The 21,876-nt window shown below is 39.1% G+C and carries 21 protein-coding genes; 6 read left to right on the forward strand and 15 right to left on the reverse strand.

Features of this window, described 5'->3' with window-relative positions; translation table 11 throughout:
• Position 1 precedes the first annotated feature (1 nt).
• A complete protein-coding gene (locus K345_RS0112705) occupies positions 2 to 871 on the reverse strand; it encodes a carbohydrate ABC transporter permease (protein ID WP_028974480.1) in 870 nt (289 codons plus the stop codon).
• 50 nt (positions 872 to 921) lie between these two features.
• On the reverse strand, positions 922 to 2,172 hold the full coding sequence (locus tag K345_RS21010) for an ABC transporter substrate-binding protein (RefSeq protein WP_037572403.1): 1,251 nt from the start codon (positions 2,170 to 2,172) through the stop codon (positions 922 to 924).
• Between the two features lie 218 nt (positions 2,173 to 2,390).
• Between K345_RS21010 and K345_RS0112715 the strand changes: the two genes are divergently transcribed.
• The gene (locus K345_RS0112715; RefSeq protein ID WP_169714815.1) at positions 2,391 to 2,927 is read left to right on the forward strand and encodes a hypothetical protein; all 537 of its coding nucleotides are present in this window, start codon (positions 2,391 to 2,393) and stop codon (positions 2,925 to 2,927) included.
• 46 nt (positions 2,928 to 2,973) lie between these two features.
• Here the strand turns inward: K345_RS0112715 and K345_RS0112720 are convergent, their stop codons facing one another.
• A complete protein-coding gene (locus tag K345_RS0112720; RefSeq protein WP_037572405.1) occupies positions 2,974 to 3,315 on the reverse strand; it encodes a type II toxin-antitoxin system PemK/MazF family toxin in 342 nt (113 codons plus the stop codon).
• 64 nt (positions 3,316 to 3,379) lie between these two features.
• Here K345_RS0112720 and K345_RS0112725 point away from each other — a divergent pair, with 64 nt between their 5' ends.
• On the forward strand, positions 3,380 to 3,868 hold the full coding sequence (locus K345_RS0112725; RefSeq protein WP_156888401.1) for an LURP-one-related/scramblase family protein: 489 nt from the start codon (positions 3,380 to 3,382) through the stop codon (positions 3,866 to 3,868).
• A gap of 92 nt (positions 3,869 to 3,960) precedes the next feature.
• Here the strand turns inward: K345_RS0112725 and K345_RS0112730 are convergent, their stop codons facing one another.
• The 7 genes from K345_RS0112730 to K345_RS0112760 are packed head-to-tail and all read right to left on the reverse strand — an operon-like array spanning position 3,961 to position 10,702.
• A complete protein-coding gene (locus K345_RS0112730) occupies positions 3,961 to 5,748 on the reverse strand; it encodes a methyl-accepting chemotaxis protein (protein WP_028974484.1) in 1,788 nt (595 codons plus the stop codon).
• Between the two features lie 22 nt (positions 5,749 to 5,770).
• Positions 5,771 to 6,904 carry an NAD(P)/FAD-dependent oxidoreductase gene (locus K345_RS0112735; protein ID WP_028974485.1) on the reverse strand — a complete coding sequence of 378 codons (1,134 nt, stop codon included), beginning with the start codon at positions 6,902 to 6,904 and terminating at the stop codon, positions 5,771 to 5,773.
• Complete coding sequence (locus K345_RS0112740; RefSeq protein WP_028974486.1) at positions 6,901 to 7,239, reverse strand: (2Fe-2S)-binding protein; 339 nt, start codon at positions 7,237 to 7,239, stop codon at positions 6,901 to 6,903. Before K345_RS0112740 ends, K345_RS0112735 begins: the two co-directional genes overlap by 4 nt.
• Positions 7,240 to 7,247: 8 nt before the next feature.
• Positions 7,248 to 8,819, reverse strand: coding sequence for an FAD-dependent oxidoreductase (locus K345_RS0112745; protein WP_028974487.1), 1,572 nt, complete (start codon positions 8,817 to 8,819; stop codon positions 7,248 to 7,250).
• On the reverse strand, positions 8,816 to 9,145 hold the full coding sequence (locus tag K345_RS0112750) for a (2Fe-2S)-binding protein (RefSeq protein ID WP_028974488.1): 330 nt from the start codon (positions 9,143 to 9,145) through the stop codon (positions 8,816 to 8,818). The genes K345_RS0112745 and K345_RS0112750 overlap by 4 nt, the downstream gene beginning before the upstream one ends.
• A gap of 14 nt (positions 9,146 to 9,159) precedes the next feature.
• On the reverse strand, positions 9,160 to 10,290 hold the full coding sequence (locus K345_RS0112755) for an ornithine cyclodeaminase family protein (protein ID WP_028974489.1): 1,131 nt from the start codon (positions 10,288 to 10,290) through the stop codon (positions 9,160 to 9,162).
• A gap of 10 nt (positions 10,291 to 10,300) precedes the next feature.
• Complete coding sequence (locus K345_RS0112760) at positions 10,301 to 10,702, reverse strand: Rid family hydrolase (RefSeq protein WP_028974490.1); 402 nt, start codon at positions 10,700 to 10,702, stop codon at positions 10,301 to 10,303.
• A 295-nt stretch (positions 10,703 to 10,997) separates the two neighbouring features.
• Here K345_RS0112760 and K345_RS0112765 point away from each other — a divergent pair, with 295 nt between their 5' ends.
• The 4 genes from K345_RS0112765 to K345_RS0112780 all read left to right on the forward strand — a co-directional run bounded on the left by K345_RS0112765 (position 10,998) and on the right by K345_RS0112780 (position 15,055).
• Positions 10,998 to 11,774 carry a helix-turn-helix domain-containing protein gene (locus K345_RS0112765; RefSeq protein ID WP_028974491.1) on the forward strand — a complete coding sequence of 259 codons (777 nt, stop codon included), beginning with the start codon at positions 10,998 to 11,000 and terminating at the stop codon, positions 11,772 to 11,774.
• Between the two features lie 163 nt (positions 11,775 to 11,937).
• Positions 11,938 to 13,344, forward strand: a complete 1,407-nt coding sequence (locus tag K345_RS21015; RefSeq protein ID WP_037572410.1) for an APC family permease — start codon at positions 11,938 to 11,940, stop codon at positions 13,342 to 13,344.
• Positions 13,345 to 13,872, forward strand: coding sequence for a DUF3156 family protein (locus K345_RS0112775; RefSeq protein ID WP_028974492.1), 528 nt, complete (start codon positions 13,345 to 13,347; stop codon positions 13,870 to 13,872).
• An 82-nt stretch (positions 13,873 to 13,954) separates the two neighbouring features.
• Positions 13,955 to 15,055, forward strand: coding sequence for a dienelactone hydrolase family protein (locus tag K345_RS0112780; protein WP_053228352.1), 1,101 nt, complete (start codon positions 13,955 to 13,957; stop codon positions 15,053 to 15,055).
• 78 nt (positions 15,056 to 15,133) lie between these two features.
• Here the strand turns inward: K345_RS0112780 and K345_RS0112785 are convergent, their stop codons facing one another.
• From K345_RS0112785 to K345_RS0112805, 5 genes are read right to left on the reverse strand one after another with little or no spacing between them, the layout of a single operon-like run.
• Positions 15,134 to 19,252: a SpiroCoCo family coiled-coil protein gene (locus tag K345_RS0112785; protein ID WP_028974494.1), complete on the reverse strand. Its 4,119-nt coding sequence runs from the start codon at positions 19,250 to 19,252 to the stop codon at positions 15,134 to 15,136.
• A 44-nt stretch (positions 19,253 to 19,296) separates the two neighbouring features.
• The gene (locus tag K345_RS0112790; RefSeq protein WP_028974495.1) at positions 19,297 to 19,956 is read right to left on the reverse strand and encodes an HAD family hydrolase; all 660 of its coding nucleotides are present in this window, start codon (positions 19,954 to 19,956) and stop codon (positions 19,297 to 19,299) included.
• A gap of 2 nt (positions 19,957 to 19,958) precedes the next feature.
• Positions 19,959 to 20,849: a hypothetical protein gene (locus tag K345_RS0112795; RefSeq protein WP_028974496.1), complete on the reverse strand. Its 891-nt coding sequence runs from the start codon at positions 20,847 to 20,849 to the stop codon at positions 19,959 to 19,961.
• A complete protein-coding gene (locus K345_RS0112800; RefSeq protein ID WP_028974497.1) occupies positions 20,849 to 21,259 on the reverse strand; it encodes an ExbD/TolR family protein in 411 nt (136 codons plus the stop codon). Before K345_RS0112800 ends, K345_RS0112795 begins: the two co-directional genes overlap by 1 nt.
• Positions 21,256 to 21,867 (reverse strand): MotA/TolQ/ExbB proton channel family protein, encoded by a 612-nt coding sequence (locus tag K345_RS0112805; protein ID WP_028974498.1) that lies wholly within the window; start codon positions 21,865 to 21,867, stop codon positions 21,256 to 21,258. The genes K345_RS0112800 and K345_RS0112805 overlap by 4 nt, the downstream gene beginning before the upstream one ends.
• Positions 21,868 to 21,876: the final 9 nt, after the last annotated feature.

A 21,876-nucleotide genomic window follows, 5' to 3' on the forward strand; every position in this document is an offset into this window, starting at 1 on the left:
CCTACCCGTCTTTTCTCATAATCAGTCGTTGCAATTGAGAAAGGAGAATGACAAACACAAACATTAACAGAGCAATAGCGCTTGCATAACCCATACTATATTCTTTGAAAGCCGTATTATATATGGTTAACACTAAGGTAACTGTAGATAAACCAGGACCGCCTCCGGTCATGGTATAGACCATATCAAATATTTGGAAAGACCAAATGGTTCCTAAAGTAACAACTAGATAAGTAACAGAGGACAAACCAGGAATAGTAATGTGAATGAATTGCTGCCATTTGCTGGCCCCATCCACAGAAGCGGCTTCATATAAACTAGTGGGGATCTCTAATATTCCTGCATAGAATATGACTAAAAAGTATCCGACATTTTTCCAGATAGTAGCGATACAAATACTTAACAAAGAAGTTGATTGTCTTCCCAGCCAATTGATAGGCTCTAGTCCTATTAATTCTATAGCCTGATTCACAACCCCATGAGAACTAAGAATAATAGACCACAAGGTTCCTACTAATACAGCAGAAGCGATAACAGGAATGAACAATGCGCCTTTAATGAAATTGGTAAACTTATCGTGAAACCGTCTTACTAACAATGCGGCTAATACCAATGCAAAGAGTGTTTGTAGTGGAACGGTTATAAAGGTAAATATAACTGTATTTTTTATTGAGGCCACAATATAGGGATCATTAATAAGTCGTTTATAGTTGGACAAACCACTCCAAGAAGGTGGTTGAATGATATTATAATCATGAAAACTATAAAAAATGTTCATCACAATAGGGAGTATTGCGAAGATCGTAATTAATAATAAACTTGGCAAAATATAGACAAATGCTCCAAGAGCTTCTTTCCTATTACGTGTCATATGAAGATCCTTTAGGGAAGGCAATGGAATAAATCCATTGCCTTTCATTATTATTCTGAGTCAATGATACTTTTAGAATAATCTACTGTGTTTTTAATAGCTTCTTCAGGTGTAAGAGCATCCAACATCATAAGCTGTAAATTCTTGTAAAGGTTATCCATAATTTTAAAGGATCCCTCTGCTACAGGTAATGTCTTGAAATACTCTGTGTCATTAGAATACATGTCCTCAAAAATAGGATTATCATTGTACGCTTCATCAACAGTGATAGGTGGGAATTGAGCAATAACAGTATGGTACTTAGCCATAACTTCACTACTGGTTATGAACTTCATCAATTCAGCAGCTAATTCCTTGTTTTTGGACTGGCTGTTCATAATAAGGGAATCAGAGGCTACCCATATAGCTTTTGTTTTGTCAGTAAAGCTTGGGATAAAGTCCCATTCAACACCAGCTTTGGTTAATCGACTTCCTGCTTTGGCATCCATGTATGCAATACCTACACGACCTTTACTAAACTCTTGATATAATGTGGATTCATCCATAGAAAAACTTTCTTCAGGAATCACTCCGTACTTGTAACGCATATCATACAAGAATCTGGCCGCTCTTACTGCGGCGTCATTGTCCATCAAAGCTACACGGTCTCCAGCCTTGTTATAGATGTCACCACCAGCTTGCCATAAGTAGGGATAGTACAGCGTATTAAGGGCTCCAATGGCAGGGTCAGCCCAAGCTTGACCAAAGGGGATAACATCATCTAAGCCGGCGTTCTTTATTTTAACAGCTGCAGCTCTTAAATCATCCCAAGTCTGGGGTAACTCAGTGATACCGGCTTTTCTAAAAATCTCTTTGTTAAAGTAAGGTAGACGGGCATTACCAACGATAAAAGGAAGAGCATATTGACCACCCTTCATATTACCTTGATCCCAATAGAGATATTTTGCTTTTTCAGCTTCAGTGAAATAGCCGGAAAGATCTTCCAATGTTCCCATTTCTATAAAGTCGTTAAACATTTCCAAATACATATATCCAATGTCTGGACCTTGTCCTGAAGCTATACCTGTTAGGTATTTTTCTTCATAACCACCCCAGGGAGTGATCTCAACATCTACTTTTACATTGTGAGCTTCAGCCCAGGGAGCAATTGTCTCTTGCCAAAACATCTGATCTGTAGTATCACCTGTTGCGAATGGTGGTAACCACACTAGTAAAGAAGATTCACTTTCACTTTGTCCTTCTGCAAACAGGCCAAAGGATAGAGTGGATAGAAATAAAATCATTAACAGTTTCTTAATCATACTCGTCTCTCCGTTTCTAATTTATGATAATTTAGAATAGGAGGGGCTTATGGGATCTGTATATTTTCAATTTTTTTTCTGACTTTTATTCAAAACTAACCTATTTTTAGAAAAAAATAGCTTTTAATACAGATTAATTAACATATTTTTAATTGAACTTATAATTATTTAAGTACTCATGTGGCCAAATGACACAATGAAATATGTATTCTACAAATATGTATACCCTTTTTTTGCAAGGAAAAAGTGGATATGTCCCCAAATTCAGTGATATATTACCTATTATTATGTTAATTAATTATAATGTTGATAAAGTAACACTAACTATTTCACCAAAATATCTAGCTTATACAGATAACAAAGAGGATATTCTGTATAATTTTAAAGCAAGTCTTTTTAATCCATTTCCACAAATAAAAGCCTACAAAGGTAGTACTCAGAAGGAACTTATTGCCTATATGAAGGGCAATCTTATCAGAAAACATTACAAGATATATTCTCCTGATGGTAGCTTAAAGGCGTCTATTCATTATCCCTTTTACAGGTCTTTTCAAAGAGTTGTCTTTACAATAGGTGATAAGATTTATAAGACGAAGAAAAGCTTCTTTGAGAGTAGAATTGTTCTCCGTGATGATAATGATCAAGAATTCTTGTCTTATAACATCTTTGAGGATTCTGACTCTAACCAGTCCATTTACTTCCATGAGAGCCTTCCAGTAGAAATTGCGTTATTAGTCGCTATTAGTATAGATTAGATTATGATAGGGATAACCGTAATGACTCTTTACAGCTATGATTTCCTTATGCTTCATAAGATCTCTGAAGCAATTGAATGCCCTGGAAGATTTGGTTCACTCGCTCTTCTGAAAGTTGTCCCATATATTCGCCTAAATCATCCTTTTTAATATCTGTCACTTGAGATACATCGACAAGACTTTTGTGAGGAAGACCGCCTTCATTCTCCTCTAATAGAACATATCCGGGCCAGGCGGCTTTTCTCATATTACTGGTAATGCCACAGATGACAAGAGATTCTATTCGAGTCTGGTTAATAATGGTATCTTGAATGACCACACAAGGATGTGGTACTGATCCTTCCCGGCTATACCAGTAGAGATCGCCCCTCTCTATGATTTTATTCATAATTCTAATCCTTCTGTCCTCACAGTCATTAGTAAATCTATTTACCATGTGTTATAATAAAAATATGCAACGATATACAATCACACAGCGATTTTTTAGTTGGGGTGTTACTTATGCTGTAACACAAAATAATGAAGATGAAGTTATTATGCTAGCTAAACAAAAAATTCTAAGCCTTTCTCCCAAAATTATCGGGTACAAGGGAGAGAATAGTAAAGAAATCATAGCCACTATGGAAGGAGATCTATTTCGTTTCTCTTTTACAGTCCATGATGAGACTGGTAAAAACTTGGGAGGGATTACTTTCCCTTTTTTTGAATTTGGAAAGAGCTTTACCCTTAATACATCCTTAGGAAGCTTTAGATCAAAAAGAAAATTTATTGATCCCCAAATAACTTGCTATGATTCTGAAGAAAAGGAAATCCTATCCATAACCAAAGTTCTGAACCTCACAGATACATTCAATGTGGAAGCTATTGATGACCTTCCCAAAGAATTGGTTATAATGTCAGCTATCGCATTAGACCAAAAATATTATCAGAATAACAAATAGTGAAGAATGGTGATACTCTTTCTCCTTGTTAAACATGATCCTTATGAGTTACGAAAAGTCATTTCGTATTAGGGGATTCAACAAAGGAGATCTTATTCTTCAGTCCTAAACTGCGTTAAATTCATGGTCAGACGATTAATAATATTATTAAGATCATGGGACAATACAAGAACATGATCCATAGCGCTAACGATATTCTGTGATCCAGCGGCTGATTCTTCCATACGCAAAGAAACATTGGTAGAAGATCCCCTAATCATTCCCGATGAACCTTTGAGATTATTTATGTCCTCTTTTATCTTCCCGGATCCTTCTTTAACAGCTATAGCCATATCCTTAATGCTTGAAGAGGCTTCCAGGATTTCTTGTCCTCCCGCTGACAATTCAATAACAGCATTCTCGATCTCATAGAAAGCTTTTACCGTATCTTCTACTTCCTTATTCACGGCTTCAAAAGCTTCTGCAGATTGACTGACTTTTTCTTCTGTTTCACCAACAGAATGGGTGACATCCTGGATAAGGTTGGTTATAAGATGAGAAGACTCTCCAGCTGAATCAGCCAGTTTCCGTATCTCTTCTGCAACAACAGCAAAACCTTTACCCGCATCCCCGGCATGGGCGGCTTCAATGGCGGCATTCATTGACAGGAGATTAGTTTGAGCAGCAATGCTATTGATAGAAGCTACCATGTCCTGTATCTGGGTAATATTATCGACCACTTTTCGAAAGGCTTCCTTGGTTTCACCTATTTGATCCCACCCCTTTTGAGCAATATCTGATAATTTTTGAGTGCTTACCTTTTTAGTGCCAGCGACTTTGTTAACACTTTGTAATGCGGCATTCATCTCTGTTATGGCGGCACTGGATTCTTCTACCATGGATGATTGATCCAGAACAATTCTATCAAAGGAAGCCATATGTCCTGTTAATCTATTAATGACATTATCACTATTGAGAATATTCTGATCCAATAAGTTAATTTCATTCTTAATGGACTGAATATGTCTATTAATATCATTAATAGAAGCAGATGTTTCTTCGGTAGAAGTGGTAATGTTGAGTTTAACAAAATCTGTCTGTTCTACGATTTCCTTTAAATCTATCATTAGGCCTTGTAATCGTAGTATGAATTGATTAAAAGAATCGGCTAATTGACCAATCTCATCCTTAGAAGTCTTTTTCAAACGAATTGTTAGATCTGCTTCCTTTGTAGCTAATTGTTTCAATTCCTTATCAAGGAGAGATAAAGGCCGGCTGTACCAACGGGCAATAAAGAAGCTAACTACCAATGTAAGAAGGATACCTATCAAAAAAGATATAAGAAAAGACCATAAAGCCAGCTTTCGAACAGATACTACATAAGATAAATCATAATCAACCCCAATGACAAAAGCCTTTCCATCGCGGGAGGTAATAGGATGGAAAAAGGATATGAAAGTACCAAACTCATCTTTATAAGGTTTGGACATGAGAGACTTCCCCGTGCTGATAGCCTGGAGGGATTCAGGAGCAGGATTCTCCCAATAGATAAGCCCCCTCTCGTCCATAAAGTCAGAAATCTCAATAGTAGGAAATTTAGAAGACTCTCCTGTGGAAATTAAATACACAAAGGCAAAACCAGAATCCCGTGCATATTGGCCCATGAGAGCTCTATAAGATTGTAGAGACTCTTCTTTTTCCTGAGCCGCTTTTACAAATCCATCAAAACTTTTGTAAGGGATTGTATGCTCCACAAAATGTGAGGCGTCGGTCAGGGCTTTTGTGATTGTGTTATCGATATACTTTGTGTATTGAAGATAAATTATTGTTCCGACCAATAGTCCAACAAATACTGATAACATTACAAAAATCATAATCAGTTTGGCTTTAAAACTTCCCATAGTCCAATTCCTTCCTGCGATATTAGCTTTTGGCTTTAAAACGATCATATTTAAGGGCACTCAGATCCAGAACAGGATCTTCATCCACTGTTATTTGACTTAATAATAATCCAACAGTTGGAGAAATTCCAAAACCGTGTCCCGTGAAACCACAGGCTAGAATTAAACCGGGTACCTCGTCAACAGGGCTAATGACAGGAACCCCGTCACCACTATAGTCAATCCACCCCGCCCAGGCTCTTATAACCTTTGTTTTAGTTAAAGCCGGAAGGTAGCTCAAAATACCCCGACAAGTACTGGAGGTAGCATAGCTACTAGTACTAGTGTCCTCCAGGCCTTTACTTCTTGTTAAGTGCTCAAAGCCTGTCGTTCCTCCAAAAACAAAAGACCCATGTGTTGTTTGGTGGCCGTAAAAATCAGCAGCCGCTGTTCCCAGCATTTGATAAAACATGGGAGGTTGTGCTTCTGTCACTAAGGTTTCCAGTAATAGTTTATTCATAGGAATATCGAGACCTACAGTCTCTGCAATAAAGCGGCTCTCATATCCTGCAGCCAGGATCACCCTGTCTCCTTCAAAGTTTCCTTTATCCGTAATAACTTGCTTTGCTCTTCCTTTTATCTTTCGAATGGATTGAACAGCATGGTCTGTCACAAATTGAACCCCCAACTGACGGGCTCTTCTATAATATCCTAAGGTCGTTAATAGAGGATTGGCATGTCCGTCAGTAGGACACCAACTGGCTCCGATGACCTCTTCTGACAGATAGGGATTAATGCTTCGAGCTTCCTCTCCACTAATCATATTTACATCTAGGCCCAGGGACTGGGCATTGGATGTGAGTTTACCCAGGGTTTCCAAATGGGCTTCTGTTTTGCCCAGACGTAAATTCCCTTCCTGGTAGTACTCTACATCCATATCAAGTTCTTCTGATAGATGGGGCCATAAGTTTTGCGCTCCATACATGGCTAAAGGGAGTTCCCTTTTGTCACGACCGGATTGACGGACACCTCCACCATTACGGCTGGAACCGCCATCACCTATGACTTTATTCTTTTCTAAAACAATGACGGAATGACCTTTTTTCGCTAGATAGTAGGCAGCTGAGTTGCCTATAACACCACTACCGATGATCAGGATATCTGCTTTTGTTTTCATTTATCCTCTCCCTTGGTTTCGACTTCCTTTGCCAGGATATGCATCGCTGTTGGGCGCATAGGCGCACGATTTGTAGGAGGAGCTAAAGATAAAGGATCGACTCCCAGTTCTTTTGCAACTATCCGGCGTACTAAATTCCCACATCTTGACCCTTGGCATAATCCCATCCCTGTCCGAAGGAATCGCTTTACCTCTGTTAAGGTATACATTCCTTCATGAACGGCCTGTCGGATTTCCCCTTTTGTGATCTCTTCACAGCGGCATATTATGGTTTGATCGTCTTCTTCCGGGAGGAAAGGTTCCGGTTCTAATAATCTATCATTGTAATCTTTCATATAGGCTCCTAAGGCCGAAAGAAACGGGCAGACATGGCCATTTCTTTGGGAACTTTCATTGTTAAAACATGGGTATGATCATAAGCTTTGAGAGATTTAACCTTCACCACTGTCGCTTCACAGACTTCCTGTCCCTGACGGTCCAGGGCCTTACCAACTTGTCCAACCTGAGGAACAGGACTAAATTCATAGGGTAAAGCAATGGAGGCATACCCTTCCTGATAGTCTTCATCTATTAGGAAAATGGCCTGCCCAGAACAAGCGGCGACACACATACCACAAGCCACACAGGGATTTTTATCATCAACAACAGGTAAAGAGGTAATCTGATGTCCTATGGTGATACATTGTTTATTACAAGCATCCTGACAAGGGTTACAGGGAATGTTCTGTGTACATTCAATAACAGGATGAACTCCTCCTGCCCCCTTAGTTACACCAGGAAAACGATGGAGTTCTTCTTCTAATAAATAGCCATATCTTAATAGATTCTCCGATACAGGGATGCCCTCCTCTGTATCAGGAATAAACTTCCCCTTTGTACCAGGGGCAAACATTCCCTGACGTAAACTTGTTAAAGCTGATTCAAATTGTTTGATCCGTTCTTCTTTATTGTTGTTATCGATATATCCTAGGTACTCAGCAGCCGCTGTTCCAGCGATTCGACCTTCAATCATAGCAGCACTAGCTTCTTCAATACCAGAGACATCACCAGCAACAAAGACGCCAGGTAATGAAGTAGATCCAAACTCATCTATAAGAGGGACCTTACCTCCAGGGCCATCAACCATGGTACATCCTGCCATGTCCAGTATTTGAGACATAGGAGATAAACCGACAGCCAGACAAACAGTGTCCACTTCAAAAGTCTTCTCACTACCTTCCATAATTTTCCAGTCAGGACCAACTTCGCCTATAGTGACGGAGTTTACACTATCCTCCCCTTCTGCCTTGATGATGGTGTGAGAAAGATAAAAAGGAACTCCACTCCTGGTTAACTTGGAAGCATGAACTCCATAACCTCCAATACGAGGAGCGGCATCAACGACAGCGATGACTTCACACCCGGCTTGGAGAAGTTGATAACTGACAACTAGTCCTACATTACCGGAGCCGAGCATGATGATTTTTTTTCCCGGTCTGAGATTGTGAAGGTTCATCATAGTCTGAGCAGCACCAGCTCCTATGACACCAGGTAATGTCCAGCCCTCAAAATAGACCATATTCTCAGAAGCACCTGTCGCGATTATGATAGTGTCTCCTTTATAATGGCGAATCTCATCTTCCGTTTTTACAGTTACTTCCCTGTCCTGGAACAACCCTGTCACCACAGAGTTGAGCAAAACCTTTACTCCAAGATCCTGAGCTTCTTGAAGGAGGTCTTCTCCTATCTTGTATCCCCGAATCTTAGCCTTATGTTCTTTAGATCCAAAGAATTTATGGATTTGTTTGAAAAGCTGTCCCCCTGGACGTTGGTTTTCATCAAACACAACCACTTCCAGTCCTGCCTTCGCTGCTTCAATAGCTGCAGATAAACCGGCGGGGCCTGCCCCAACAATAATGAGATCGTATCGTTTCATGACGGGGCTCCCTTTGCTTTATTTTTAGGTAGAATTCCAAACTGAGTTTGTACACGCATTCCCTCTACTAAAGGAGTGACACAGGTTCTCGTATTGGGAACCCCATCCACGGTCATGACACAGTCTGTACAGCGACCGATGGAACAAAAGACTCCCCTGGGTTTATGGCCTTTGCCTGTATAGCGAAATGTTTTAACTCCTGCTGCCAGGAGAGCAACAGATATTGGTTCTCCTTGATATCCCCTTAACTCCTGATCATCATAATAGAAAGTTACTTCCTTACGGGAAGGTACGTCCCCTAATATAGGATGGGATTTGATTCGCATATGATACTCCTAACTTAAGCCAGATAAGGGCTATCCCATAGATTTAGTTTTTTACCAATACCTTTATCCAGGGCGTTGCGATAGATAATAGTTCCCCAGGCCACATCTTCAATGGGCATTCCACCAATGGAATATATAATTTTGTCGTTTTTATTCTTAATAGCGGGAACCGCACCAGTTATGATATCACCCAGATCATCGATTTGATTTCTATCCATCTTCCCTTCTTCAATCAAGTCCATACAATGTACAGCTGGAATAGGGATGGTATGAAAAGCAGGATAAGGACATTCTTCTGCCCAGGCTTCGTACAATTGTATGTTGTCTGTAACAGTTCTAGCGCGATTAAGGATAAAATCTTCGTCAAAACGAGCGGCTGCAGGACAACACATCACAGCACCTGGTTTTATCCATTCTTCTTTAATATATGGATAAAGAGAGGGATCTCCAGTAGGAGTTGAAGGGGCAATACTTGCAATATCCACACCTTCAATAGCACTCTGAATATCTTCAACTATTTTAAAATGAGATACACTGGGATATTTCTCCTTCACATAGGCTATGAATTTATCAATGGAAGCTTGACTTCGACCTTTAATCTTCACGGTGTCGATTCCTGGACGTACAGCCATGAAGGCATCAAAAGCGGTTTTACTCATGACCCCCGGACCGACAATTCCTACCACTTTGGCATCTTCAGGAGCGAAGTATTTAACACCCACACCAGGAACAGCTCCTGTTCTAAAAGCACTTAGGATATTAGCGGACATATAAGCCAAGGGAGCCCCTGTCTCTTTATCGTTCAATGTCAACATCAATATGGACCTGGGTAACCCCTTCTCCCGGTTATCAACATTGGAACCATACCATTTCATGCCAACCATATCGAATTCACCACCAAGATAAGCGGGCATGGCCATGAAACGTCTGTCTGGTCCGTCCACAGGCATATTGGGAAAAGGTGATTCTTCTGGAAAAACCATCATTACCCCATGGGAGTTATTATTAGCGCCTCCCATACGGTAATCACCTTGTTTTAACAGAACAAACATCTTTTCCATGGCATCAACACAACCAGCCATATCTGTTACACCTGCTTCAATCATTTCCTGTTCATTCAGGTAAATAAAATCTAATTTTGACATTTACTACTCCTTAGATAGTGATATTTTCACAGCCGATGATGGCTTCTAATTCTATTTCTACATATTGGGAAGGCCGATTAAGTTTAGGTGTTTCAACCATGGTAAAAAGAGGTCGTATAGCCTTGAAATACTCTGAATAGGCTTTCCCTACTTCTGGGGCGAAACCCATATCAGTGACATAGGCTTTGATTTTGATAACATCCTTAGGTTCAGCGTTTGCCTTGGGAAGGTATTCCATAAATTTACTAAAAATGTATCTGGCTTGTTCATAAGGAGATCTGCCATAAACACTTCCATCAGGCTGAACTGCTGTTGTTCCCCCTATGTACACATGATCTCCTACTTTGACCATTCTTGAATATCCAGCAGATTCCTCTAAAGGAGCTCCCGATGAATAATTAACCCTTTCCATAACTAACCTCCTTGAGGCTAAGGTACAGGAACCCTAGAAGAAAAAATTGGAAAAATCGGAATTATACGGCCCCTTAAAACCAAAACACATAAGTATTAAACAAAACATCAAGATACATTTATGTAGCTATAAAGACTAATTACCATCCAATAGGTCACAAATATCTTACTTGTCTAAGGGAGTAATTACTTTCTTTATATATATAGAGGCAGGAAAGGGGCTTTTACAGTATCAACAGGTATTTGGCATGGTAATTGCAACATGTTAGCAGACCTAATACAAGGAGGTTGGTATCATGGCGATAGACTACATTCCATCACAGCCTTTTTTTGAGCTATCTACCAAAGAGTTCAAATCTACATTTAGAACACAGTCCGGGCACTTAACCCAGTACTATAGCTTTTCATTGCCCCAAAAAGCAGCAAAACCAATAGTGGCTGTTCCTGATGGAACAGTAGACATAATATTCCATTGTTCTCCCTCCAAACCTAAAGCTTATATTTGTGGCTCTGTTAAAAAAGGGAAGGAAATATGTTTTAAGAATGGAATAGAGTATTTTGGTGTACGTTTCCTTCCAGGAGGAGCTGAAGAACTACTTGATTGTCCTTTGTCCCATTTTACAGATCAGGAAGTTCTTTTAGAAGATGTTCATAAAAAGACAAGTTCTTTGATTGATTCCATCAATATGGCAAAAAGTTTTGAAGAACGTATAAACTTGTTTGAGTCATATAACACTGTTCACCAATCACCACAAAAACAAATGTGGCTTGTAAATTACATGCTTGAACGTATTAACAACACCCGAGGGGAAATCCGTATACAGGAATTAGCTGATGACACAGGTTTTTCTGCAAGACATATTAATAATGTCTTCAAAACTCATGTCGGAATCGCCCCTAAACTCTTCATAAGGATTGTTCGTTTTCAAAAATGTTTTAGCCTTATACGCAACCAACTTTCCTTTGATTATACGGAGATGGCACAGGAAGCAGGCTACTACGATCAAGCTCATTTTATTAAAGAATTCAAAGAATTTTCCTTATGCACACCAACCCAAATCGGAATATGTTAAAAACCTCTTTGATCATATCAATCTGGAAAATAAAATTTAATAAATTTTTATTATACAAATAGTTACGTAATTAAGACATCTATTATTAATAGTTCCGTTTTTTCCAATACCACTAGAAATAACCCATGCTATCAAGAGAGTAAGATCATTAAAGGAGTTAGTAATGCCGAATCTAAAAAGGACCTTGGGATTTTGGTCATGCCTATCTGTAAGTATGGGATTGGTTGTGGCCTCTAGTACATTAGTCACCTTAGGACAGGGAATGGGAATAGCCGGAGCAGGATTTATCTTTGCTATGATTGCGGCCTGGTTGCTTCAACATTTTTCTGCTCAATCATTTGGAGAGCTCTCTTGTATGATGCCCTATGCGGGAGGGCTAGGGTCTTATACAAAAGTAGCTTTAGGTACATTAGTGGCTATGGTGGCCACAATAGCAGGGTATGTTATACCAAATATATTTGCAGCTCCTGCAGAGTTAACTATTGCAGGTTCTGTTCTATCAGCAACATTTGCCCCAAGCGTAAATCCGCTGGTGTTTGGTGGTTTGCTCTTTGGTTTATTCATTGTGTTTAACCTTTTAGGTGTCGATGTTTTTGCCAAGACACAGATCCTCTTTACAACAATCATGATGGTGTCTATCACCGTATTAGGGCTCATTGGTTTAACAGGAATTGCCAATGACCCCATCCAGACGCTTAGTGGTCTGGAAAGCTTCAACCCCATGGGATGGGGAGTCTTTGGTTTAACGGCACTAGCCATTTGGTTATACATTGGAATTGAATTTGTCACTCCTATGGCTCAGGAAGTTAAAAACCCAGAGAAACACATTCCCAAAGCTATGACTGTAGGGCTGTTGATTATCTTTATTGTGAATCTCCTATATGGATTTGCTTCTCTTAAATATGTATCCCCTGGTATCCTGGCGGAATCCATTAGTCCTCATATTCTTGTGGCTGAAGCTATTCTAGGAAAACCAGGACTCTTTATTATGTCCATTGTGGCTGTCTTCGCATCAGCAAGTACGGTAAATACAATCGTCGCTGTTGTCCCTCGCATGCTCTACGGAATGGCCGCGGATCGGGAATTACCCGCTATTTTTGGTAAGCTTCACCCCAGATTCCGAACACCATGGGCTGGAATCTTTGGAATGTCAGCTTTAATCGGAGCATTCTTTTTTGCTGGTATCGCGAATGCCTCTAATATTACTATCTACCTTATGGCGGCCGTATCTTCCTGGCTACTAGCTTATATCGTGGCTCATATTGATGTTATCGTACTCCGGTATCGATACCCTAATGCGAAAAGACCTTATAAAGCACCCTTTTACCCTATTCCACAAGTTCTGGGTATTGTGGGAATGGTATTTGCTTTTCTGAATATATTCCCCGATCCGGAAATGGCTAAAACTATATTTCTATATTCAGGTGTATTTCTGGTAGCCTCTGTCATCTATTCTGTCCTGTGGATCAAACTAAAGATGAAAGAAAAGCTATTTAAGACCATAACCTTAGAGGACGCCCTCAAAGAATGGGGCGAACAATCAGAAACTGCTGAAGTGGGAGCTGTGTAAATGATAAAGGTACAGGGAGATATGCTTCTAAGGGAACGAGCTGCTGAACTGAGTTCACGGTTAGGAAGTTGTACCGATATACAGGAAGGGAAAATCTTTTTTCCCTCCTGTTCTCATCCTACCTACCTAACATTAGTACAGAAGAAAAGCCTCATTAGTTCCAATTACATCCTATCTCTCCGAACAGAGTTACCGATAGAACAAGCTAATGAGAAAGAAGAAAGGATTCAACTTAATAGATTGGGTAAATTAAAGCATAAAGGGATATCACCTCTATTGATGAAAATAAGAACAAAACTAATACAGACCCCTTCTTTTGGTAAAGCTTTGAAACTATGTGATCTGGAGGACTTTGTCATTACCCAAAACAAGGACAAACTTATTCTGGAAGTGAATCCCTATGGCGGAGGCTACAGTCAAGTTCTCCTACCTCCTATGAGACTTAGAATAGGAATATCTAAAGATAAGTGGTTAGGTTGTTCACAGCTGCTTCATAAGCTGGAAAAGACTATCATCAAGCTCTTGTGATCTGATTTCATTTTGCTTAGGAGAAAATCCAATCTACAGCAAAATAATGACTTTTTTATGCCTCCTTGTTATAATCCCTTCCATGTATACACAGGATTATGAAAAGGAAGCTCTCACAGGATCGGATAATACCTTACCGGTGTTTTATGAATCGCTAAAAGCAAAAATACCCTTTACGATGACATGGACTGGTGAGGGACAAGAATTTAATCAGTGGAAAACAGAGGGATTACAAAAAGCAGAAGAGTTAATTCTTCCCTGGGATGACAATACGCCTTTTGAAATGGAAGTGATCGATCAAATCGATAGAGGAGCCTATATGGCTCAAAAGGTGGTATTCAATCTAACAGAAGAAAGTCGGGTTATGGCTCTTTTACTCATTCCTAAAGGAAGTGCACCTTTCCCAGCAGCCCTTATGCTCCATGATCATGGTGCCAAATACGATATTGGCAAAGAAAAGATGGTAGAGACCTGGAAGGATCCAGTCAAACAAGCCTCCTCTAAAGCTTGGAGTCAAAAATACTTTACAGGAACATTCCCAGGTGATGAGTTGGCCAAACGTGGTTATGTTGTTTTAAGCTGTGATGCTCTTGGCTGGGGAGATCGTAGCGTTGAAGGTTGGAACACCGAGGCCCAGCAATCCTTAGCCTCTAATATGTTCAATATGGGTGTGTCCTATGCTGGATGGATAGCTTTAGAGGATTGTCGCGCTGCCCAATTTCTAGCAAGTTTAAAACAAGTTAACAAAGAGAAAGTAGCTGCTGTTGGTTTTTCCATGGGAGCTTTTAGAGCTTGGCAAGTGGCTTCCTTATCACCAGATATTAAAGCAGGTATTGTAGAGAACTGGATGGCCACAATGAAAGGCTTAATGGTCCCAGGTAGTAATCAGCTCAAAGGATCATCCGCTTATACCATGCTTCATCCTTTCATTGGCAAATATCTGGATTATCCAGATGTTGCTGGTCTTGCAGCACCTAAACCTATGTTATTCTATGCAGGAGAAGAGGATGGCCTTTTTCCCCCATCTAGTGCAAAGGAAGCTTTTGATAAAATGCATAAGATATGGAATGCTTCAGGGGCTGGGAATAATCTGGAAACGCGATTCTGGCCTTATGGTCATGTTTTCTATAAAGAACAACAAGATGCCGCTTATGATTGGTTGGATAAGAAGTTTGCTTATTAAGAGAAGAGGCTATTTTAAAATAGCCTCTGTTTAAATAAAATATCTATATTTCTTACAAATCTTGTTTTATAATCTCTATTATCCCTTAACACCCATCTCCAAGATCAACTCAACCTCACCGCGACTAAGCTTTGTTGCCCGTGCGATCTCCTCGATCTTCCAATTCTGTCGTGCTAATTTGATAACAGATTCCCTAATATCCATATTAGGAGCTCCCTTAGTCCGTCTACTGGCAGGTTCATCCTTAGCTAAAGTACCCAATAACCGAACTTGTTCTTGAGCCTGCTTGGAGATTTCTTCTAAACGAGTTTCTGTTTTAGCGAGCCACTCTCTAGCTTTATTCATTTCATTGATACGAGTTTCTAGATATTCTACGCTTTCATCCAGGTTAGTTAATTGCTGTATCGCATGATCTACCTGAGATTTATCTGTTTGAACTTGATCAAGTAATTCACGAATAGAATCAACCTGTTCTGGTAAATTATCTAATTGTGTTCTTATAGTAAATATACGTTCTTCGATGGATTTAAGTTGATCAAAACTTTTATCTACACCATCTATCGTTTCACTGAGTAAGTCCTGCTTTTGCTCCAGTCGCTGGTAGATTTGGGCGATGCCCTTTTCATTTTCTTCAAGTCGTCTTAGTTTTACTTGTATATCCTGAAGTCTATCATGACTTTCGGTGACAGAAACCAGCTTTGTATCAATAGAATTAGATATGGAGACAACCTTCTGAAAGTCATTTTCCATAGCTTCGATTTTGTTTCTTTGATCATAGAAATCTGATAATTTATCAGAGACATCATTGGTCAAATCACGGATCTTAAGAATTTCCTGTGATAGAGTGACCAGTTCTTCCCGGTCTTTTTCAACACGAGTAATATCACTCTTAAGATCTCCAATTTTAGATTCTAATTCTAACTTAAGACTATCAGCGCGATCAAAGATCTTCGTCTGGGCTACAAACTCTTGCTGACGCCTTTCTAAGGCTTCCAAATTAGTAGTTATCAATTGATAACTCTGATCAATCTTATCAGTGAAGTTCTGTTGATGAGTTTCGATGGTATTTCGAGCATCTTGTAAGCTTTGGAAGATCTCCCTTTGTTTGTCGTCAGACTCACTGACAATCTCTCTGGTCTTCTTTTGAAAATCAAGGATAAAGACTTCTTTTTCCCTTTCCAAACCTTCGATAGCCTTGATGGTTCTTTCTTTTAAATCACCTTGAAGATCTGACATTTGATCTGACATTTCTTGTAATTCTTTCTTCAATTTAATACGTTCTTCTTGAGAAGAAAGTATTATATCTTCACGCTGAGCAAGGAACTCGTCTTTGATTTGCCCCATTTGGGATTCCAGGCCCCGTCTCCAGTCATCTAGCTTAAGACTGAAGTCTCCTTCGGTAGTTTTAATATCCTGTAGTATTTTACTTTGCCAACGTGTTACATCATCTCTGGCAGCTTCTAATAATTGTTGATTCTCTAAACGACTTGTTTCAATAGCATCGGTAGTAAGATTCAGCCTTCCCTGTAGTTCATTCTCATATCTGACTAACTTATCCCCAAAGAGGCTTTCCTGATTACGGATTTCCTGATCAAAACGTTCCTGACTGGCTAGCTCCATTTGTTTTAGTTGTTTATTTAACTCCTGTTCTTGGGACTGAATATCGTCACTTCCCTTAGCCAATTGGGTAGTTAATTCGTTTTGGAAATTCTTTAACTGATCTTCCAAATTCGTAATCTGATTCATGGAATTCTTTTCCAGTTCATTTAGTTCATTACGAAGCATTTGAGACAAACGATTACTGAGGTCTTCCTGTTGTATTCGTTGGGTTTCTTTTGTCTCAGACAAGTTGTTGTTGAAGTTAGCAGACCATTCATCCAGGGCGGCTTCCATTTGTCCAGAACGAGTTTTTAAGTCCTCAAAGAAATCATCTTCGAAGATCTTTAGTTTAGAACTAACATTATCATAGGCCCTTTCCTTTAGACCATTCAACTCTGTTTCTAAGCGCTTCATTTCATCATCAAGACTTAGGATATCCTGATTGAGACGTACAGCAGCATTGTTTTTATCATCTTCCAGCCGTTCTTCAAACTTATGTAAGTTATCTTCTGCCTTGACCATAAAAGTTTTCATAAGCTGTCTTAAATTTTCATCTAGATTTTCTATATCATTTGATAGAGCTTCCAGCTTATCCAAACGTCCTGAGATACCTTCTTCATAGCTGGTAAGTCTATTATCCAGACTCTGGAAGACTGTATTTTCCACACCTTTGTGACTATCCTTTAAAGTAGCAATTAGAGTTGTTTGGGAGTCTTCCAGTTCTTGATAGAATTCTTCTTTTTGTTTATGAGCTAAGGCCCTTGTTTCTCCAGCCAGACTTTCGATCTCATCACTTAGAGTCTGCACCCTTATCATCTGATCTTCCAGATTCTGAATCTGATCCTTTAATTCTTGATTCATATCTTCAAAAGCACGATCCTGACTTTCTTTATGATGAATAATCTTTTGATTCAGATTATCAGCAAGTGATTGATATTGTTGCTGGAAATTGTCAATTTTACTTTTAGCGGCCTCTGTTGATTCAGTGAAATCCTGTTGATTGAGATCCAATTTTTGAAGGGCATCTGTATATCGACGTTGAATGTCTGATTCTAAATCCTCAATTACCTTTGATAAGGATTGTTCCTGGGCAATAATATCCTTTGACAGCTCTTCTCCCTGACTGAGAAGTTGAGATTCCGCTTCTTTTATACGGGCCGCATTACGCTGTTCCATATCACTTATCGAATTGGCTAAAAGAGATTGTTGATCCTGGGAAAGGATAGCTAATCTATTCTCAAGATCCTGACTCAAAGAATCCTGGCTTACTTTAAGATCATTACTTATGTTGTTTTGCCTTTCCACGACTTCATTTGTTAAGTTATTGAATCTAGAATCAAAATCCTGGGCAAGCTGATCGATTTTGGGACTAAAATCTTGAAGCCTGTCATCCTGTTCTGATAAAGTCTGTTGCAGATCCCTATCAAAACGGCTTAATTGATCATTCATATCGCTTAGATTTTGATCCAGCTGATCCTGTAATGTTGTCATTCTGGATCTGTAGGAATCATCTATTTCCTGTATACGGTCATCCAAAACCTGCTGTTGTGATTCAATTCTATCAGTCACACTTCTTTGTATATTCCCAAGATCATCCTGTGATGTTTGATCAAGTTCCTGGATTTGTTGCTGTAACTGATTATTAATTTGTTCTATTTCATGGGCCCAATTGTCATTTAAAGAATTTACATGGGAGGAAATATTGGCCTTTAACTGTTCAAATACTTCAGATTCGAGATTGATGCCCTTTTCTCTCGCATTATCAATTTTCTGTTGATAATCCTTAATCAAGGCAGTGTAGTTTTTACTAGCCTCATCCTGTGCCTGATTGAATTGTGTTCTATAGGAGGATACCGCTTGTTCCCATGTTTGAATGAGTTCATTTTTAATCTGGCTGCCTTTATCTTCTGCCGTCTTAAGGGATTCATTCATTAGGTTCTGGGCATTTTCAGTAAGACGTTTTTCAAAAAGCTCTTTTCTGTCCTCTAATTGGTTAACATAATCCGCCAGTTCCTGTATACGATCTGACTCACCCTTTACAAGAAGCTCTAAGGCTTGATAACTTTCACGGGACTCACCAAGGATAATGTCTTTTAATTCATTAAAACGATTCTGGTTTTCTTCTGTGAAGTACTGGTTGATTTCAGGAATCTGCTTTTCAATTAGGGCAATTCGCTGACTGGAATCCTTTAACCGCTTACCAATGGTATCAACAAATTCCGATTCTTTACGAATCCGGTTTACATTTTCCTGTACAGCCTTTGTTAATTCTTCCAGTTCCGATAGGGATCCATCATATCCAAGTATACGATCATTGACCTTATCCAATACATCAGCCCGGCTGGCTATCTCATCTTCAATAGATTGAATACGGTTAAGGACCTCACGGCCAGATTTTTGATGAACTTCTAGTTCAACAGCGATATCCTTTATTTCTGTTGTACGTTCATCCACAAATTTCTCAAGGTCATCTCTTATCTTATCAGAATATCTCTTTACTTTCTCTAGTGAGCGATTCCCTTTATCAAGTTGTCTATATAAAAACAATATCAATACTACAATAAGCAGAGTTATAATATTGCCTGTTGTGAATACCATATAAATAGCTCCCAGTTTATTTATTAGATGCTATTTTACCATAGCTATTGTAATTGGCCTAACACCCATTTTTCCAACTCATGATAGTTGTAAAAGGAGAACTCGGCTTCACTTTGTTTTTTGGGTCGTTTTACAAGATGAGCAGCCTTCATATTGGCTTTATGGGATCCTTCCACATCATACTGATAAGAATTACCTACATAGAGTATATTTTCTGCAGGGATTTCCAATCTCTTTTGTAGCTCAACAAAGGGTTCTACATTGGGTTTCAAACGTCCCACATCTTCTGAACTTAATTTTACAGGAAAATACTCATCCAAACCAAGTTTATTTAAACGGTCTTGAAGAGGAAAGTCGCTTAATGCTGCTAATTTAAGGCCTTTACTTTTAAAAGATTCTAATACTTCTTTTACATGGGGAAATGGTTTTAAATGATTAAAAACCTTAAACCATCTGGTATAAAATACTCTATTGATTAACGCCTTAGCCCGTTCGGGAGATATGCCCAAGGCCTCCCCCATCATGATGGCCTGCTGTTGGTGAAAATCAACAAACTGTTTATGGTCACGGATATCTTTTCTAACCTTTGAAAAAGTTTTTAGTTCTCTAAGATGTCCCATTACAAAGGGAATCGATTTCAGGTACATTTCACTATTGGGATATAAAGTACCATCGATATCAAAGGCCACCGCTTCAATCTTCACTATTACCTCTTAATTACTGTATCTATGGGGATTCGTCCTCGAACAACATTGTCTTTTCCATTCTGACTTGGTGCCGGTTTGAATCGCCATTTACGAAGTTGATCAAATATATCTTTTCTGACGTCACCATAAACTATTTTGGGAATAACTTTCAAGGGGACTAAATTCCCTGCTTCTGTTATCTCGAACTCGATCTCAAAAGAAATTTGTTCATTAAAACCAGAAGGTAATTTGATGGGAGGACCATAGATAAGTTCTCTTCCCTTCGTGGGATCATCCCACTCTATTCCAGAAACATTTTCAGTAGGACTTGATTCCCCTGAACCATTATCCTGAACAGTGCCTTTTGAGTTTTCACTGACCTTCAGAGAATCATCAAGATTAAAATCCTGGAACCATGGACTAGGCTCTTCTGCTTCCTGAACAGGTTCACTCGTTTTTGAAGTCACATCAACATCTGTCTGCGTCTCTTGTTGTGGTTCATTTTTTTCACCTTGAACAACAGTAGAAGGATTATCATTGTTGGGAACAACTTCTCCTTCTGACACTTCTGTTTTTTGAGCTTGGTCAGTGGCCAAGCCTTGAGCTATTTGTGTGGGCTTATCATTTTGAGGATTCGGAGAAGGTGTAGAAGTGCTGGGAGATTCTATATCTTGATTAGTTTCCTCTGCCTTTGGCTTTTCCCTTGTACTATCCTCTTTTACTTCAATGTTGGGTACTGTTTTTACAGCAGAGCCTGGTAATGGGGATATATCGACATATAAAGGACCAAGCACTTCCTTGGTTGGTTCATAATGCCAGTCAAAGAAGGTCATAACAAACCATATCAGCAAGTGAAGAATCAATGCGGCTATAATACTAATGCTAAGACGTTCTTTTTCCTGATAGGTCACTAGTCTTGGACCTCCCTCGTTTTAAGTTGTATACCTTTAAAACCATTGAGGCGTAATACATCCATCACTTCTATGATAGTAGCATAAGAAGTTGTAGCATCTCCCTGAAGTATAATACTATCAAATTGAGCTCTATCCTCCTGGGAATACTTAGCTAAAGCCGCTCCAAGCTGATCCATTGAATAAGATTCTTTATTCAAATATATCTGATCACTATCTATAACTGTTACAGTTAACTGTGTCACCTGTACCACATCAGCAGTAGTAGAACCTGGTAAGATTAGGCTTATAGCCGGAGTTAAATTAAAAGTACTGGATACCATGAAGAAGACAACCAGCTGAAACACAACATCAATCATAGGAACAAGATCGACTTTGGCATTGGGTGTCAGATTTCTTCTGAATCTCATACCTTTTCCTTCTTCAATAGGGCTACTAATTCACTAACTCTATTCTCAAGTCTAATGATGGTATGATTAACCTTTGTCACCAAGTAATTATAAAATATAGTAGAAGGTATGGATACAATAATACCTGCAGCAGTCGTGATAAGAGCTTTTGAGATACCTCCAGCTAACGCACTGGGATCTCCAGCACCGCCAAGACCATTCAGGACATCAAAAGCTTGAATATTACCGACAACAGTTCCTAATAACCCTAAAAGAGGACTGATGTTGGCTATTGTACCTAAAGAGGATAAAAATCTTTCCATAGAAGGAATTTCCAAATTAGCCGCATCTAATACGGTGTCCTTTATTACTTGAGGACTGTAATTACGATATTCTATGCCTACTTTCATCAAGTTTGATACAGGACAAGGATTGCTTTCACATATACTTAAGGCTTCATCATAATGCTCTTTTTCTAAAGCATTCTTTAAACGATTTAGTATCTGTTCTTCATCGACTTTAATTTTTCTAAAATATAATAGACGTTCCACTATGATAACTGTGGCAACTAAAGAGAGCAGTAGAATCAAAGCCATTACTACTCCCCCGTATTCTAATATTGCTAACATAACTTCTCC

The organism is Spirochaeta cellobiosiphila DSM 17781 (assembly GCF_000426705.1).
Classification (GTDB): domain Bacteria; phylum Spirochaetota; class Spirochaetia; order DSM-17781; family DSM-17781; genus Spirochaeta_E; species Spirochaeta_E cellobiosiphila.

Coding starts and splice junctions, on each gene's coding strand:
- K345_RS0112705 (WP_028974480.1), bottom strand. CDS start 871: ATGACACGTAATAGGAAAGAAGCTCTTGGAGCATTTGTCTATATTTTG.
- K345_RS21010 (WP_037572403.1), bottom strand. CDS start 2,172: ATGATTAAGAAACTGTTAATGATTTTATTTCTATCCACTCTATCCTTT.
- K345_RS0112715 (WP_169714815.1), top strand. CDS start 2,391: ATGTATACCCTTTTTTTGCAAGGAAAAAGTGGATATGTCCCCAAATTC.
- K345_RS0112720 (WP_037572405.1), bottom strand. CDS start 3,315: ATGAATAAAATCATAGAGAGGGGCGATCTCTACTGGTATAGCCGGGAA.
- K345_RS0112725 (WP_156888401.1), top strand. CDS start 3,380: ATGCAACGATATACAATCACACAGCGATTTTTTAGTTGGGGTGTTACT.
- K345_RS0112730 (WP_028974484.1), bottom strand. CDS start 5,748: ATGGGAAGTTTTAAAGCCAAACTGATTATGATTTTTGTAATGTTATCA.
- K345_RS0112735 (WP_028974485.1), bottom strand. CDS start 6,904: ATGAAAACAAAAGCAGATATCCTGATCATCGGTAGTGGTGTTATAGGC.
- K345_RS0112740 (WP_028974486.1), bottom strand. CDS start 7,239: ATGAAAGATTACAATGATAGATTATTAGAACCGGAACCTTTCCTCCCG.
- K345_RS0112745 (WP_028974487.1), bottom strand. CDS start 8,819: ATGAAACGATACGATCTCATTATTGTTGGGGCAGGCCCCGCCGGTTTA.
- K345_RS0112750 (WP_028974488.1), bottom strand. CDS start 9,145: ATGCGAATCAAATCCCATCCTATATTAGGGGACGTACCTTCCCGTAAG.
- K345_RS0112755 (WP_028974489.1), bottom strand. CDS start 10,290: ATGTCAAAATTAGATTTTATTTACCTGAATGAACAGGAAATGATTGAA.
- K345_RS0112760 (WP_028974490.1), bottom strand. CDS start 10,702: ATGGAAAGGGTTAATTATTCATCGGGAGCTCCTTTAGAGGAATCTGCT.
- K345_RS0112765 (WP_028974491.1), top strand. CDS start 10,998: ATGGCGATAGACTACATTCCATCACAGCCTTTTTTTGAGCTATCTACC.
- K345_RS21015 (WP_037572410.1), top strand. CDS start 11,938: ATGCCGAATCTAAAAAGGACCTTGGGATTTTGGTCATGCCTATCTGTA.
- K345_RS0112775 (WP_028974492.1), top strand. CDS start 13,345: ATGATAAAGGTACAGGGAGATATGCTTCTAAGGGAACGAGCTGCTGAA.
- K345_RS0112780 (WP_053228352.1), top strand. CDS start 13,955: ATGTATACACAGGATTATGAAAAGGAAGCTCTCACAGGATCGGATAAT.
- K345_RS0112785 (WP_028974494.1), bottom strand. CDS start 19,252: ATGGTATTCACAACAGGCAATATTATAACTCTGCTTATTGTAGTATTG.
- K345_RS0112800 (WP_028974497.1), bottom strand. CDS start 21,259: ATGAGATTCAGAAGAAATCTGACACCCAATGCCAAAGTCGATCTTGTT.
- K345_RS0112805 (WP_028974498.1), bottom strand. CDS start 21,867: ATGTTAGCAATATTAGAATACGGGGGAGTAGTAATGGCTTTGATTCTA.